The sequence below is a fragment of the Persicimonas caeni genome, from assembly GCF_006517175.1.
In the GTDB taxonomy this organism is placed as follows: domain Bacteria; phylum Myxococcota_A; class Bradymonadia; order Bradymonadales; family Bradymonadaceae; genus Persicimonas; species Persicimonas caeni.
Genome location: NZ_CP041186.1, coordinates 4289050 through 4304422 on the forward strand (window position 1 = coordinate 4289050; position 15373 = coordinate 4304422).

7 protein-coding genes are annotated in these 15373 nt (G+C 67.0%); 5 read left to right on the plus strand and 2 right to left on the minus strand.

All coding sequences use genetic code 11. The annotated features are described in order from the left end of the window. Positions 1–35 precede the first annotated feature (35 nt). Positions 36–2654: a plasmid pRiA4b ORF-3 family protein gene (locus tag FIV42_RS15820; protein WP_141198632.1), complete on the plus strand. Its 2619-nt coding sequence runs from the start codon at positions 36–38 to the stop codon at positions 2652–2654. Between the two features lie 896 nt (positions 2655–3550). On the opposite strand, the gene FIV42_RS15825 is transcribed toward FIV42_RS15820, so the two are convergent. Further along, positions 3551–4612 carry a hypothetical protein gene (locus FIV42_RS15825; protein WP_141198633.1) on the minus strand — a complete coding sequence of 354 codons (1062 nt, stop codon included), beginning with the start codon at positions 4610–4612 and terminating at the stop codon, positions 3551–3553. A 131-nt stretch (positions 4613–4743) separates the two neighbouring features. Between FIV42_RS15825 and FIV42_RS15830 the strand changes: the two genes are divergently transcribed. Together FIV42_RS15830 and FIV42_RS30730 are read left to right on the plus strand one after the other, a co-directional pair. Beyond that, complete coding sequence (locus FIV42_RS15830; RefSeq protein WP_168210690.1) at positions 4744–5583, plus strand: LysR family transcriptional regulator; 840 nt, start codon at positions 4744–4746, stop codon at positions 5581–5583. Between the two features lie 174 nt (positions 5584–5757). Further along, positions 5758–7815, plus strand: coding sequence for a YecA family protein (locus tag FIV42_RS30730; protein WP_222615244.1), 2058 nt, complete (start codon positions 5758–5760; stop codon positions 7813–7815). Between the two features lie 134 nt (positions 7816–7949). Here FIV42_RS30730 and FIV42_RS15840 read toward each other — a convergent pair whose 3' ends face one another. Then, entirely contained in the window at positions 7950–8162 is a 213-nt protein-coding gene (locus tag FIV42_RS15840) for a cold-shock protein (RefSeq protein WP_141198635.1), read from the minus strand. 461 nt (positions 8163–8623) lie between these two features. Between FIV42_RS15840 and FIV42_RS15845 the strand changes: the two genes are divergently transcribed. Together FIV42_RS15845 and FIV42_RS15850 are read left to right on the plus strand one after the other, a co-directional pair. Then, positions 8624–12127 (plus strand): serine/threonine-protein kinase, encoded by a 3504-nt coding sequence (locus FIV42_RS15845; protein ID WP_141198636.1) that lies wholly within the window; start codon positions 8624–8626, stop codon positions 12125–12127. Positions 12128–12265: 138 nt separating this feature from the next. After that, positions 12266–15310 (plus strand): DNA polymerase, encoded by a 3045-nt coding sequence (locus FIV42_RS15850; RefSeq protein WP_168210691.1) that lies wholly within the window; start codon positions 12266–12268, stop codon positions 15308–15310. Positions 15311–15373 lie beyond the last annotated feature (63 nt).

A 15373-nucleotide genomic window follows, 5' to 3' on the forward strand; every position in this document is an offset into this window, starting at 1 on the left:
TCGCTGTCTACCCCGAACCCACCACCAGGAGCCCCATGTCTGACGCAACCTGCCGCATTTGTGGAAAGAGCTACTCCGAGCGCGGGATGACCCGCCACCTGCAGAGTTGTCTCGCAAAGCACGCGGACGCCAAAAAGTCCGGCGTGCACCTGAAGGTCACCGACCCGTACAACTCGGACTACTGGTTGCAACTGGTAGCTGCGCGTGATGCCACCTTGGAGGGCCTCGACAACCTGTTGCGCAACGTCTGGCTGGAGTGCTGCGGACACTTGAGCGAGTTCGAAATCGACGGGGTGCGCTACGACCCATGCGGCGGCGGCGACAGCCTGGGGTTTGGCCCGCCGGTACGCTCGGCGGACGTGCCGATCGTGCGGGTGCTCGACGACGGCGCCGAGTTTGCGTACGCCTACGATTTCGGCTCCACGACCCATCTGGAGGGCCGTTCGTACGGCGCTGCGCCGTGGCCGGCCGACCTCGCCGTCGAATCGCCGGAGTCCGTGCGCCGGATCATAGTGTTGGCGCGAAATGAGGCGCCGGTCTTCGAATGTACGGTCTGCGGAAAACCCGCCGCGTGGGTTTGTACGGAGTGTCAATGGGAGGCCGAGGGCTTTTTGTGCCAAGAGCATGCCCGCACGCACGAGTGCGGCACCTCGTGGCTGCTTCCGGTGGTCAACTCACCGCGCATGGGCGTGTGTGATTATTCGGGGCCGAGCGATGCGATGGCGTCAGAAGGTTGGGAGCGTGAGGACGAGCCGACGCGCTCGGGGCGCGAGGTGGTCGACGAGCTGTTCGAAGAGCCGCCGGTCGACGAGGCCGAGTTGGCCTATCGCATCGGCCAGGCGGACGCCGACGAACTCCTCGCCGCCCTGGTCGACCGCGCCGAGCGCGGCGACATCGGACGTGGCGAGCGCGCCTGGGTCATGGCGATCTTCGGCGATCTGGGCCTCGGCGACCAGCTCGAGCGGCTGCAGAAGGTTGTCGCCGACCCCGACGCCGACGAGGCGCTTCGCCGGTTTGCGTTCGCGGCGCTTTCGGGAGACGAGCGCGTCGACATGGATGAGCTGGTCGGCCTGGTCGGCGAGGGCGAAGTGGCCGGCATGCTTGCCGACAGCATGGCGACCCTTTTGGGCTACGCCGAGGAGGCGCCCGAGCTGTTCATGCAAGTCGCCGACATGCTGCTTGCCAGTGGGGCGGAGCAACGCGACGCGCTGTTTGGCGTGGTCGAAGAGCAACGACACGAGCTCGGGCTCGACGCCGGCCTCGTCTACCGCGCGGTGCTCGCCGAGCCGGCCTACGAGCCGTTGTGGCCGATATTGGGCGCGGCGGTGGTCGAAGACGCCGTGGTCGCCGACGCCGAACTCCTCGAAGACGCGGCCGCGTGGGCCGAGAGTGACGAGGTCGAGCGCACCCTGCGCCGCCAGGCGCTCGAGCTGCGCACCAGCGCACTCGACGGCGGCCGTCATATCGAGGGCGTGGGGCTGTTCGGCTCCTGCGACGGCAGCGGCGCCTTCCCCATCTTCTTGGCTCGCAAACGCTCCGACGGGTCGCTGACGGTGATCAACTTGTTGTTTCGCACCACCGGCGAGTTGCGCGATGGTTTTGCCGCGGACTTCGAGGGGCGCGACGAGCTTGCGGGCATCCAAGAGGCGATGCGCGCCCAGGCCGCCTCCGAACTCCTCGAGGTGCCCGTCGAGGTGGCCGCGGCCCTGTGCCACGAGCGGCTGGAGCGTGCCGAGGCGCAGGGGACGCTCCCCGACGAGTTCTCCGAGTTGGCCTGGCGAGTGCGGCGCTTGCCTGCCGATGACGCCGCGGTTCGGCGGCCGCCCGAGGCGCGCGAGCAGGTCTCCTTGGAACGTACCCGCCAGCTTCTGAGCCGGCCGCAGTGCCAGTATTGGTTTGTGGACATCACCGAGCTCATCGAGGCCGACGTGGAGGCGCCTCCGAACGTGGTCGGCTCGCCCGACGAAGCGTGGTTCGACGCCGCGCTCGCCAGACTCGCCGAGGCCGACGACACCGTCGAGCGGGTGGCGAGCTTGGCCGAGCACACCGCCCAGTGGCATGCGCTGGCCGAAGACGACACGCTGGCCGCCGAGTTTGCGAGTCTGGCCGAGCACACGCGCCGCGACCCCGCCCACAGCCCCCTGATGCGCGGCATGCTCGAAAAAGGGCTGCAGGGTGCGCAGGGCTTCGAAGAGGGCACTGATATCGAGGCCGGTCGCCTCGAGGCCGCCGAGGACGCCGAACTTCGCCGGGCGATGCGCCATCGCTTCTTCAGCGGCCTCGAGGTGCCGGTGGGCTTCGACGTCGTCCACCTGGCGACGAGTTGCGCGAGCTTCGTGCTCCTCGAGTCGTTGTTTCCGGCCATCGCCGACAGTCGGCAGCCGCGACCCGAGCAACTCTACGAACTCGCCTACGAACTCGGTGAAGTCATCGCGGCCTACCTGACCAATCAGCAGGTATTCGACGAAGACGAACTCCCCATGCTCATCGCCCAACAACTCGCCGCCCACGGCCTGGTCGCCGCCGACCTGGCTCGCGTGTTGCCGCCGTTTCTCGACCAGATGCAGGTCTACTTCGATTTCGTCGCCCCCGAGGCGTTCTTTGCGGCGATGCAGCGGCCGGAGACGCGCATGGCCGAGGCGTTCTACAGGTGAGCGGGCGGGAGGCGTGCGGGTGAGCGCAACTTAGTGATTCACTCTACGAACGACCGCGGTCGTGTCGCTCGGGACCCAACCATCGGCCGGATCGAGCGCGGTCGTCGCGATTTTTAATGCACCCTCAGTGCGAGCGACCGCGGTCGTTTCTTCCAGGGGGGCACCCTCAGTGCGAACGACCGCGGTCGTGTCGTCTCGAGGGTGGACCCTCGCGCTCGACGACCACGGTCGTTACGTGCGAGGGACAACCGTGGACGGGGACGAGCGCGGTCGTTGGCGGCGAAGGTGGACCGTCGAGGGAGCACGAGCGCGGTCGTGGGCGGCGAAGGTGGACCGTCGAGGAGAAACGAGCGTGGTCGATTGGGCTGGGGGTGGACCGGCGGCGTGGGCGACCGCGGTCGTCGGCGGCGCGGGTGAGGTTGCTCGGCCGACGACCGCGGTCGATCTGGGTGGAGGGAGACAGGTGGGAAGAACGAGCGCGGTCGTAATGCGCGAAGGTGCAGGGGAGATTGCGACGACCGCGCTCGTTTGGGTTGAAGATGATCTGGCCTGCTATTGACGTAGAACTATCATTGAAGGGCGGACGAGTAGAGGCGTTTGCGCGAGGCGCACGAGTTGCAGGCGAGCTACGTGGCTGTTGCCCAACCGCATCGTACCGCGCAAACGTTTCGAATCGTCCGCCCTTCAATGATAACTGCTTAAATAGCGGGCGCTGATTGCCTGCAAGGTCTTCGGCTCGAGGCTAAATCTACAGGGCGAGGAGCGAAGATGTCTGAAGCGAAAGAGGGGATCGTCGTCGGCGAGGACGGCGCGCGCCGCACCGCCAGAAGATCGAGGCGGCCATCAACAACGCACGCTGCCCGCTGCAGGTCATCGAGGAGTTCGGAAGCCTGCACCTATTGCCGGAAGCCTGCATCGGCACGGGCAAACTTTCGCCAGACGGCGAGGGCGCCTAGAAGCCCGGTGATGAGCCAGAGCGCCAACAGATGTAGCAGGCCGTTCAGATGAGCGTCGGCGGCCGGCTCAATGAGCGGCGCGAGAGTCGATGTCGAGCGCTCGTGCGGTGACTGGTTGTCGAGCCGAAGCTCCCGGGGCGCCCTCATGCCGAGCCGCTGGGCCAGTTTCGTGCCGAGCCTGTCGATATGCTCCGCGGTCTCCTCGACGATGTCCTCTTCGACGACTTCGATGACCAGACGGTCGCCTTCGTATCCGGCCGCGGGCACGACCTCGAAGGTCTGCGGCTCCTCGGGCATAAAGAGCGTGAACGCATCGTCGTCGGTGAGGCGGTCGTGGAGCTTTGCGGCGTTCGGCGGGTCGATGGCGATGGGGTAGGCGCCGTAGCCGATCAACGGCTCGCCGGTCGCCGAGTAGCGGGTCCAGGGGATTTCGACGCGGTCGCCGGTCTCGAAGGTCAGCCGCTGGACCGCATCATCCTCATCCTCGTCATCCTCGTCATCCTCCCAGTCCTCTTCATCCATCAGGTGGGTCTCCGCGGCGAGCTTTGCCATCGCGATATGAGTATCGGACGAGTCCGAGGCGCCATTGAAGACCGACGCGTCGTCTCCGTACATGCGGATGGTGCGCGCCCGGTCAACCCGCATGGCCAGGGTGTCGACGTGGACCTCCCCGTCCTCGTCGACGGCGCGAACCTCGAATCGTGCGCGGCCCGGGGCGAGGCCGTGGACGACCACGAGGTTCGCCACGTGACCGTCGACCACGGCGGTGTCGGGGGCCAGCGACGTCGCGGCGATGACGTCGAGCGGGGCCTCGTCGCCGACCTCGTACAGAAAGAGCTCGACTCGCCCTCCCTCGATGATCGGCTTGTTGAAGTTCGTGTGGTCCTCGAGCGAGTAGTATTCGAACACGATCTGTCCGTGTTCGCCGGTGTGGCGATTGAGATCGCAGCCGGTCGCGACGAGAGCTGCAGCGAATAGAACGAGCATCAGATAGAATCTCATGGTGACCTCCAGGTCATGGGTTCATCCAATCTACAGCTCCCATTGTGCCCGCTGAGCTATTTGGCAGAACTAGAATGTTGTTAGTGTCTATAAGTAGTGGTTATAGTGGCTGTATGAATTACGATGCGCTCATGGCCTTTGCGGTTTTCGCCCGGCACCGGAATTTCACGCGCGCCGCCGAAGAACTCTTCATCTCTCAACCCGCGCTCCACCAGAAGGTGAGCAAGCTGTCCGAGGAGCTCGACGTGCCGCTATACGTGCGCAATGGTCGAGAGCTGACGCTGACCGAGGAGGGTCGCATCGTCGCGGCGCATGCGCGCGAGGTCGGCTCTTTGACCGAGGACGTCATCGCCCGGCTCGACGCATCGAAGCGACGGGGCACCGTCGCGCTGGCCTCCGGCGCCGGGGCGTTCTTGCATCTGATCGAGCCGGTGATTCCCAGAGCGCGCAAGGGCCCCTTTCCCCTGCGCTTGTTGACGATGCGCGGCCACGAGGCCGCCGAGGCCGTTCGCCAGGCGCGCGCCCACGTAGCGGTGGGGGTCTTCGAGGGGAACCGGCACGGCTTGGAGTGTCACCCCTGGCTCGACGTCGATCAGATGCTAGTCGTCCCCGCCGATCACAGGCTCGCCGGCCATAGCGAAGTCGTCGCCGCCGACCTCGAAGGCGAGTCGTTGATCGTGCCGCCCGAGGGCCATCCCAACCGCGTCAAGACCGAGCGCGTTCTGTCCGGTGTCACCTGGCACAACGCGGTGGAAGCGCTGGGCTACGAGTTGGCCATCGCGTTTGTCGGCCACCGGCTCGGCGTCACGATCATGAACGACTTCGTCAACTTGCCCGACGGGTTCGTGGGTATCCCCATGCTTGGATTTCCAACCGTGACGTTCGAGGTCGCCGTGCGCGAAGGCACGCCCCACGAAGGCGCGCGCTGGCTGTGCGACCTGTTGCTCGGCGCAAACCAGCTCGACGATTGATGGAGTCGAAGAGGGCCTTCCACGAGCCATCCCTCCACACCCGCCTCGCCTGCACCCTCCCAATGTGCTAGCCTACGGGCTCATCCGAATTTCTGTACATCCTGGCCCTGTTGGGGGGCCGATGAGGCGTAGCTCGGAATCGTCAACGTGACTTTGGGCACTGTGAGGTGCGAGATGCACGCTGTTGGTGAGGATGTGAGCGGGTTTGTCCGGCAGGCTTGCTTTGGGCAGGTCGACGTGCGGCGTCTGGCTGGAATGATGCGCGGCTTCGAGGCGGCCGACGCCGAGGAGCTCGTCTGGACGCTCATCGAGGAGCGGCACTGCGAGCAGGCTGCGGCGGTGGTCGTCGCCGCGCACGTGGCCGGCTGTGCGGTGAGCGTGGCGGTGCTCGAGCCCCTTCTGGCCTATCCCTTTGGCGTGCTCGGCAAGTATATGGCCCTGGTGCGGGCGGTCGAGGGCGACCTGATCGACGCCCTCATGGAGTTGTGGAAGAGCGGGCGCATCGATAACCAGATCGAGTTGGCGCTCGCCTATTATATCGGCCGGCGCTGCGAGGAGCCGCCGCCCGAGGCCGTGTCGCAGTTGCGGCTGATGTGCCGCATGACCTTCAACGAGGCGACCATGAGCGCTCTGGGCGAGGTGGTGCGCCTGTACGACGACCCGGAGCTGAACAAGCTCGGCGAGCGTCACGTCGAGCTCGCCAAAGCCCATCCGCAGAAGCACCTGTTCGAGCGCATGGTCACCCGCCCGCCCCTCGAGCTTTTGCCCGAGCGCGCCGCGCGTCAGGTGGTCATCGGGCGTACCGTGCAGCGAAGCGGCGACGAGGTGGGGCGCAACGACCCGTGTCCGTGTGACAGTGGACGCAAATACAAGAAGTGTTGCCTGCGGAATGGAAATCGCGGTGGGCGCAAGCGTCCTGCGGTGGCGCGCAAGCTGACCGACGAGCAATTTCGGGCGCTTCCGGCTCACGAGATCATCGCGCTCGACCTCGACGAGCTGAACGAGGCGCGGGTGCTCATGGCGTTCGAGCAACTGGTCAGGTTCGGCTGGTTCGACCACGCGGCGCGTGTGCTGGCCCATATGGAAGAGCGCGACGTCGAGGAGATCGTGGAGCATCGAGGTCGGATGGTCGAGCGCGCTCTCTTTGCCGGCGAGCTCGACGTGGTGCGCCATCAGACTCAGTTCATGGACGAGGAGGCCGTCGCGCAGGTCGAGTTCGACCTGCTCCTCGGCGAGGAGGGCGTAACCGTGGCCGAACTCGCCGAGACGGCGCTACGGGTGCTTCGCCAAGAGGGCACCGACGAGTTGCCCGACCAGGCCGATCTGGCCGTCGCGCTGCTTCGCCGCCACCCTCCGTTGGGCATCCTCGTGGCCCGCGGGGCGATGTCTGGCGAGGACGCCAAGGACGCGGACATGCTCGCCCAGATGGTCGAAGAGGCGCGTGACAAGCTGCGGCTCCCCGCCGGCGACCGCGCCTCACAGATTCGCGACTTCTGGGCCGAAGAGCGCATGGAGTCCGAGCTTCGCGACCTGCTGCAGCGCATCGAGACCGCGCGACAGCGCAAGGAGGCTGCCGAGGCCGAGGAGTTGCGCCGCAAATACGCCGAGGCGCGCCGCGAGCGCGAGGACTTCAAGGCGCAGTTAGCCAAGCTGCAACGACAACTCGAGCGCGCCGAGAAGCCAGCGGACAAGGTTCCCGCACACGCCGCCGGTCCAGACGCTCCCGAAGATCCGGAGCATCAGGTGGCCCGCCTGCGCCAGAAGATCGAGCGGCTCAAGGGGATCATCGACGAGAAGAACGAGCGGCAAAGCGCGCTTCGCGAGCAGGTCTCCCAGTTGCACGAGCGCATCGAGGCGAGCGAAGCCGACGGCCCTCACGACAGCGTCGACACCGCGGAGGCCGCCTTCGACGCGCTCGACGCCGCCGAGCCCGACGCCTCGTGCGCCGTCTGCATGCTGCCGCGCTTCGACGCCGCCTTCGAGAGCGCGATGGGGCGGCTGCCTTCGTCGGTGGTGCGCCGCGCCGTCGAGAGCGCCACCGAGTTGGCCACGGCCGACACGGCTCACTGGACCGACGTCAAACGCCTGAGGACGGCCGACGTCTACACCCGCCGCGTCGGCCGACACTGGCGTATGTTCTTTCGGCTCGATCCCGAGCAGGCGAGCCTGGTGGTGCTCGAGGTCGTCTCCCGCCAGGACTTCGAGCGGGCGTTGTTGCGGTATCGTGGCTGACGAGCAAGACGAGCGTCGCAACCCTTCCAACCCACCAAGAACGCAAAAAGCCCCGGCCCCCGCTGCGGACAGCGGGGCCGGGGCTTTCAACGCTTGGCTACACGCGAGCGTGAGCTAAGCGATGGTCACGCTCCTCAGAGCTGGACCACGTTTGCAGCTTTGGCGCCTTTCGGGCCCATCTCGACGTCGAATTCGACGGCGGCGTCTTCGGCGATGGTTTTGAACCCGGTTTGTGCGAGCGCGTTGAAGTGCAAGAAGACGTCATCGCCTCCATCGTTGCGCTCGATGAAGCCGTAACCTTTGTCTTCGTTGAACCACTTCACTTTGCCTTCGACTCTGTTCGACATGCTTTTTCCTTGTAGTGTGGTGCTCTCTTACAGTGAATCCCCGTGCGGTCCGCTGCGCAAAACAAGACTATCAATGCGCGCAGAGACCACTCGTGAGGGTCTTTCTCGAACGCTCGAACCGTCGAGCGCTCGTCTTTTGGATGGACCAGCTAGACCTGATTAAACTTGTTCAGGCAAATCTACGAAGGAAGGAAGATGCTAGGTTCCAACAGTGCGGATGTGCGTGAAAAAACCAAATACCAGAGAAAAGGCGGGTTTTCCTAAAGATGTTGCGAGCGGGGGTTGCCCTCTCGCCGAGGCCAGCCCTAACAGCCATCGACCCGTATAGCAAGGCCGATTGCAGATTGTTCGAGCGAGGGCACAGCCGACAGGTCGCGAGGGCACTGCCGACAGGTCGCGGTTGACGCCGCGCCGGGCCCGGCGCATCATCTTTCGGAGCCGTGCCCTCACAAGTCGTAGCCATGCCCCAAGTCGCTCATTATGACATCGTCGACCTCCTGGGTGAGGGAGGAATGGCGGTGGTCTATCGCGCCGTCGACGCACGTGATGGTGTGGAGGTGGCGCTCAAGATTCTCAATGCCAAGCTGGGCGGGGACGCGGCCCACCGTGATATGCTGCGTGAGGAGGTGCGCGCCGCCGCGCGGCTGCGTCATTCCAATGTGGTGCGTGTGCTCGATCTGGGGCGCGTGCCCCACCATTTGGAACTGACGGGTGGGCATGTGGTCGGTGCCGGCCAAGACTATATGGTCATGGAGCTCGTCGACGGGCCGAGCCTGGAGGAGCGTAAAGCGCTTCGCTGGCTCGAAATCAAGTCGCTCTTGCTGCAGGTGCTCGGCGCACTGGCGAACGCCCACGCTCACGGGGTCATCCACCGCGACCTGAAACCGGCCAATATTCTACTCGCCGACGATGGGCGCACGCTCACCCCCAAGGTGACCGATTTTGGCATCGCCCGCATCGACATCGAGCAGATCGACACCGGCCGCGGCGAGGCATTCGCGGGCACGCCCGATTACGTGGCGCCCGAGCAGATTGTAGGTACGCCGCGCGACCAGGGGCCGTGGACTGACCTGTACGCGGTCGGTTGTCTGGCCTGGGAGTTGGTCACCGGCGAGCCGCCGTTTCGCTCCGAACACTGGCTCCAGACGCTGCGCAAGCATACCCACCAGCCGCTGCCCGCCCTGCCGGCCGACGTTCAGGTTCCCGCCGGGTTCGAAGGCTGGCTTCGGCGCCTGCTCGCCAAGGATACCCGCGAGCGATTCCGCCGCGCCGCCGACGCGGCCTACGCGCTGGTTCGGCTCTCCCCGATGCCCGACAACCCCTTTCCCCGTCCCTTCGAGATCGCGCTGCCTGAAGGTCATTCGACGATCAAGCTCGACCTGACGGCCCAGAATTCGCCGGTGACCTCGCCCGACGAGCCGTCGGCGATCGACGATACGATGGAGTTTTGCGCGGCTTCACCGCTCGCGCCCATCGTCGCGCCGCCCTTCCCGGCGAGCTTCGACCTCGACGAGCCGGTCGCCTCCGACGACGAATTGAACGCCGGCCTCGGCCTCTTCCACATGCGTCCCACTCCACTTGTGGGGCGTCAGAGCATCCAGAATAAGTTGTGGGCGACCTTGGCTCAGGTAAGTCGTACCGAGCAGTCGGCGTGCGTGGTTCTGCGCGGGCCATCGGGTACCGGCAAGTCGAGGCTGGCGCGTTGGTTGGTCGCCCGCGCCGAAGAGCTCGGCGTGGCCGACGGATGGAAAGCAATCCACGGCCAGCAGGAGGCGCCGCGGCTCGGGCTCGGCGGCATGGTTGCCAGGCAGTTTCGCTGCTTTGGTCAGACGCGTGACGAGGCCGCGCAGCGCCTCGATGACTGGCTCGAGGTGTCGGAACACCGCGAGCGCAATCAGCCCGATGTACAGGCGCTGCTCGACCTGATGGCGGTCGACCGGCAGTCGGACACCCGGAACTCGGCGCCGAGCAGTCCCGCGCAGCAGCGCTCGGCGCTGAGGCGGCTGGTCGCCACCGCCTGCGCCGAGCGCACCTGCATCCTGTGGCTCGACGACCTGCAGTGGGGGCTCGAAGGCATCTCGTTCGCCCTCGAGCTACTCGAGCGCGATGACGTGCCTGTTTTGGTGGTCGCTACGGTCCAAGAAGAAGCCCTGGCCGACTCGGCGCGGGCTCGAGAGGCGCTCGCCCAACTCGAGGCGCACGGCCGAACGCGCCGCCTCGACGTCGATCCGCTGACCCGCCGGGCGCAGCTCGAAATGCTCGAGCGGATGGCTCAGCTGAGCCCCCAGGACGCCCGCGCCCTCGCCGAGCGTACCGGCGGCAACCCGATGTTCGCCGTCCAACTCGTCGGCGATTGCGTCGATCGCGGCATCCTGCGCCCGACCCGTCAGGGCTTTGTGCTCGTCGAGGGAGCGCGACCGGAACTCGCCGGCGATGTGTACGAGGCGTTGCGCAGGCGCGTCGCTCGGGCGCTCGACACCTTGGCGGCCGATTCGCGCCGAGCAGGGTGGTTGGCGCTCGAATTGGCCGCCGCGCTCGGCCTCGAGGTCGACGTGGGCGAGTGGTCGCGTGTTTGTGAGTTGGCGCGGGTGAGCGTACCCGAAGGCCTGATGGATGCGCTCGCCTCGGCCCGCCTGATCGACCAGAGCCGGGGGGCGTTCTCCTTCATCCACGCCATGTTGCGAGAGACCCTGCTGCGGCGAGCTCGCTCGCAGGGCCGCTACCGCGCCGCGCATCGATTCTGTGCGCGCGCTTTTGTCGACGACGGCCCCGGTACGCGTTGGTCGATGCGTCGACGTCGAGCGCATCACCTGATCGAGGCCGAGCAGTACGAGGAGGCCCTCGAGACCCTGCTCGCGCTGGCCAAGAATCAGCTCGATTTGGCCGATGGCGGCAGGGCGCGCGAATCTCTCGAACTCTTCGTGCGTACGGCTGCACATATTGAACTCGACCGCAAATCGCCGCTGGTGGCCGACGCTGTCATCTCGATGGCCCACAGCCTCGTCAACACTTCCGAATACCTCGTCGCCCGCTCCTTTGCTCGGGTCGGCGCGCATCTCGCGCGGGAACTCGCGGACCCGGCCTTGGAGGCTCGCGCCATCGCCGTTCAGGCGCAGTGGGAGCTCTTCTCGGGTAACCTCGACGAGGGCTTGGTTAACATCGAGCGAGCGATCGAGGTCCAAACTGAGGCCGGCGCCGACGTCCTTCGGTATCATCCGTTCGCCATGGCCGGCTACATGCTGGTCTTCGCCGGCCGCCTCGACGAGGCGATCGACTGCGCCCGCAAAGCAGTCTCCTTGGCACGCGCCTCCGGTCAGCGCTGGCAACTGGGCCGCGCGCTCGAGTACGGCGCCTGGACGCTGCTCGAGGCGGGGCACCTGGACCAAGGGCGAGCGTGGGGTGAGCAGGTCCTGCAAATCGCCGAAGAGATCGGCCAGCCATTCTTGGCCAGCGGCGCTCGCGCGCTGCTCGCCGAATGCGCCCGCCGCGCCGGTCGCCATGATGAACTGGTTCGATGGGTCGAACAGGTGCGCGCCGAGGCGCACGAGTCGCACGGGGTGGCCCTCGCCGTGCTCGACATGCGCGTGGGTCTGTCCCGCCTCGAGCAACAGACCGGTGAGCCGGCCAAGCGCCTGCTCGAAGGAGTCATCGACGTGCTCCCCGAAGGCCTCGTCGAGCTGGCCTATGCGCGCGCCGGCCTCATCGTCGACGCGTTGCGCCGCGATCCCGACGCCGACGTCGCCGCCCACCTGAGCGCCATGGAGCCGGTGCGCCAGACGGGCAAGGTCGTGCTCGAGTTGGCCCGCCTGCTCGAGTGGGCGGCAGGCGAGGCGAGCGCGCGCGACCGCAGCGATGTCGCACGCACGCTGCTCGTCGACGCACGCGAGCAGCGACGCGGCCTGGGCGACCTCGACGCCGTTCGGCGCATCGACGAGCAGCTTGGCCTTCTCGACTCTGGATCGTGACACTCGGCCGAGCGCGCGTTAAGCTGGCCGCCCATGGGCCTCGACGCTTATCTCGCACAGCTAGAACCCCGCACAACCGGCTCGCCAGCAGCCCCTCCAAGCTCACTCATTGGGTTAGTTGGGCGCGGCTGGCGCGGCGTGCTCAAGCCGTGCGTCTTCTCGAAGAGCATCAAGATCGGCATTCCGGGGGAGGACCTTCGCAGCCTCGTCGAGAGCTGGCCGGGCCAAGAGACCGTCGGTCGAAGCCACCAGGTCCACTCGCTCGACGTCTCGGCAGGGCCCTTTTGGCGCAGCGGGTTCTCGACCTCGATGGCCTGGGCGAACGTCGACTTCGACGCCCCGTGCCGCGACTGCGCCGCCCAGCACACCGCGTCGACCTGCTCGCACAAAGACCCGCTCGAGGCGGCCGTCGAACTCGCCTACGCCGACGCCTTCGCCTTCCACGAGCTGCTCGAAAAGTCGGGGCTGCAGGCCAGCGGCTTCGTCGACGGGCGCTTCGTCGTCGGCGACTACACGCTGGTGCTCAGCGGTCGGCGTGGCGTGGGCGTGTTGTTCTCTCGGCTCTTGCCTCCCAATGCCTACGCGGGCTTGCGCCAGCGGATCGACGAGCTGGACGCCGACTTCCCAACACTCGACAAGGGCGCACTACGCACCAAGCCGGGGCCGGTTCGCCTGCCGCTCAGCCAGCATCCAGGCGAGCCTGACGGACCCAATGCAGGCCTGCGCTTGCCGCTCGACCCGGCGCTCATCGGCCCGACGCTCACCGCCGACGAGGCGCGCCTGCTCCAAAAGTGCAGCCTCGTGTGGGCGAAGGCTGCCCGCGAGGGCGGCGTCGAGCGTGTCGGCCACCTCGGCGACATCTTCGCGGGCGTGATGCTGCCCCGGACCGACCGCTCCGAGCCCTGGAAGGCGCTCGTCGGCCGGCTCGAGGGGCGGGCGCCCGCGCCGTCGACTTCCTCGTCGCGCTCCGACGGCGTACCCGACGGGCTCGAGCAGGCGTGCCGCGACCTCGGGCTCTTTCGCGGCTCGGGCAGTCGCAGTGTTTGGGTCTGGTGTCCCCTGTGCGGCGAGCGCACCGCTTGGATGACGCCCGACCGGGTGTTGCGATGCTTTCGCCAGAAATGTCCGGCCAGCAAGACCGACGGCGGGCTCCCATTCGAGGCGTGGCATCGCCAGAGCAACCTGCCGCCCGAGCGCATCCTGCGCGTCTTCCAACAGGCGGCCGATCACGCCGAGGGGCCCGAGCACACCGTCGTCGCGCTGCGCGGGTTGCTGGGCCGCGACCTGCCGTTTCGCGCCGAGCACGTCCGGCCGCGCAATCGAGCCCGCATGGCTGCCGAGGAGGAGAGCGCACCCGTCGCCTTCTTCGACCCGTGGCTCGCCGCCTATTACGGCGAGCACCTCTCCGAGACCCTCGCCGACCTCGAACTCCGCGCCGACGCCGAAGGTATCTTGAACACCATCGGCTCGGGCCATGTCCCGCTGGACGAGCTCCCCAAGAGCGCCCACGAAGGCGACGCAGACGCGTCCGTCCCGGCGTTCGACTACTGGCCCCACACTCGCTCGTCGGACCTTGCTAAAGAGCTCGCCGACCACGACACGCTGCACCTCGAGTTCGACGCCAACCCCGAGTTTGTGTGGCTCTCGTTCCCCGACGGCGCTCGCCTCGTCATCGAGTCCACGGTCCTGGGCGAAGCGCCTGTACGGAAGACCCTGGGCGCGCTCGACACCCTCGTCGTCTCGACGACCGACGACCTTCGCCACCTGCTCGACCGCGTCCCCTACGCGCAACTCAGAAGGCTGCCCATACGCACCCTCGAGCTGGCCGTACGCCTGCTGAACAACCGCCGCCAGAGCCTGCCCGTCCCCTTTAGCCGCTGGCGCCTCGCCCGCAAGCTGAGCCCCGAGCCCCTCACCCCGCTCGGCCTCGCCGACCTGCTGTACGAGGCGGTCGACGACCACGACCTGACCGAAACCTGCAGGCTCGAGAACGCCATCGCGGTCGACGTCGCCGCCATGGAGCGCGCAGCGCCCTGCATCGACCAAGACGCCGTCGACCTGCGGCGCGAACAGCTCGAAGCCAACTGCACACGCGTCGAGCAGGCGCTGCAGCAATTCGTCGGCCCTTGCGCCAACCTGCACCGCGCCGGCGAGATTCGCGCGCGGTTTGCAGAAGAGGGCGTCTTGCTCGACAACGTCCAGGACACCACGCTCGCCCGCGCCGCCGACGCCGCCGACTGCCCCGCCGCGCGCTGGCTCACCGCCTACCGACGCTGGCGCCAGATGGTCACGCGCGCCAACGAGTTGCGCCTGCTCGACGTGCCGCTGACCTCGGCCGAATCCGGACAAGCGGCAGGGCAACAAGCAGGGCAACAAGCAGGACGACCGCACCCGACCGTCGACCAACTCGGCACGAGCACGGCGCGCTTCTCGTGGTCGAAGCCCCCGCTCGGGAGCATCTCCAAAGGCGCCCGCAAGTACTTGCACGCCGCCGACGGCCGAGTACTAGTCAGCGTCGACATCTCCCAGGCCCAGCTACGTATCGCCGCCGACCTGAGCGGCGACCCGGGCCTGCTCGCCGTCTTCGAGAGCCGACGAGACGTCCACCGCGCCATCGCCACCCAGCTGTTCGGCGAGCCGCCCGACGACCAGCAACGCTCCCAGGCAAAGGCGGTCAGCTTCGGCGTCTTGCTCGGCATGGGCGCGCGCAAACTCGTCGACTACGCCGCCGGCTTCGGCGCCGAGGTCACAGCCGACGAGGCCGCCGCGCTCATCGAGCGCTTCTTCGCACAGTTTCCTAAGGTTCGCCGCTACCGCCATGACCTCTTCCACGCCATGCAAAAGCGCGGCTCGGTCGTCACCCCGAGCGGCCGACGCTGCCAATTCGACCCTCAAGGCGACGACCTCCACCCGGGCACGACGCTGGCCTACGTGCTGCAGATGACCGAGGCCGACATCATCAAGTCGGCGCTCTTGCAGGCGTGCAACACCCTCGACCTCGACCGCGCCCGCCCGTCGATCGTCTTGCACGACGAACTCATCGTCGAGGCCGACGCGGGCTACGCCGACGAGGCCGGGGCGGTGCTCGAGAGAGCGTTGGCCGACAGCCTGAACGCGCATTTGAAGAGGTGTGCGCCGGGGCCGTTGGAGGCGGAGGTGGCGAAGAGGTGGGGCGAGGGGTAGACTCTTGGGAGGCAGCGTTTCCAGCGCTGGTGATAGTGTGGCGCTCTTTCAAACACGACTTCA

Excerpts from the sequence above, each read along its gene's own strand:
- FIV42_RS15830 (WP_168210690.1), top strand. The coding sequence starts at position 4,744 with ATGGCCTTTGCGGTTTTCGCCCGGCACCGGAATTTCACGCGCGCCGCC.
- FIV42_RS15840 (WP_141198635.1), bottom strand. The coding sequence starts at position 8,162 with ATGTCGAACAGAGTCGAAGGCAAAGTGAAGTGGTTCAACGAAGACAAA.
- FIV42_RS15820 (WP_141198632.1), top strand. The coding sequence starts at position 36 with ATGTCTGACGCAACCTGCCGCATTTGTGGAAAGAGCTACTCCGAGCGC.
- FIV42_RS15825 (WP_141198633.1), bottom strand. The coding sequence starts at position 4,612 with ATGAGATTCTATCTGATGCTCGTTCTATTCGCTGCAGCTCTCGTCGCG.
- FIV42_RS30730 (WP_222615244.1), top strand. The coding sequence starts at position 5,758 with ATGCACGCTGTTGGTGAGGATGTGAGCGGGTTTGTCCGGCAGGCTTGC.
- FIV42_RS15845 (WP_141198636.1), top strand. The coding sequence starts at position 8,624 with ATGCCCCAAGTCGCTCATTATGACATCGTCGACCTCCTGGGTGAGGGA.